Genomic DNA, 520 nt, shown 5'->3' on the forward strand with positions numbered 1-520 from the left:
CCCCCAACGGGTTGCCCTCGTACCCGCATCCGCGGTGTTTACCGGATTTCTGGCAGTTCCCCACCGTGTCGATGGGGATCGGGCCGATGAACGCGATCTACCAGGCCCAGTTCAACCGGTACCTGCATAACCGCGGTATCAAGGACACCTCGGACCAGCACGTGTGGGCGTTTTTGGGGGACGGGGAGATGGATGAACCCGAATCCCGTGGTGTGCTGCAGTTAGCGGCGAATGAGAAGTTGGACAACCTCACCTTCGTGATCAACTGCAACTTGCAACGTTTGGATGGTCCGGTACGCGGGAACGGGAAGATCATCCAGGAGCTGGAAGCGTTCTTCCGCGGTGCGGGGTGGAATGTGATCAAGGTCGTGTGGGGCCGGGAATGGGACGCCCTACTGGAGGCGGATCACACCGGGGAGTTGGTGCGGATCATGAACGAGACCCTGGACGGGGACTACCAGACCTTCAAAGCCGAATCCGGTGGGTTCGTCCGTGACCACTTCTTCGCCCGCTCCGCAGC

Annotated in this window: 1 pseudogene; it reads left to right on the forward strand. The window is 60.8% G+C overall.

Features of this window, described 5'->3' with window-relative positions:
• Positions 1-520: pseudogene (locus J1M36_RS12180) on the forward strand (pyruvate dehydrogenase (acetyl-transferring), homodimeric type); the annotation flags it as partial.

It is taken from the genome of Kocuria sp. KRD140, assembly GCF_017168375.1.
GTDB classification, from domain to species: domain Bacteria; phylum Actinomycetota; class Actinomycetes; order Actinomycetales; family Micrococcaceae; genus Kocuria; species Kocuria marina.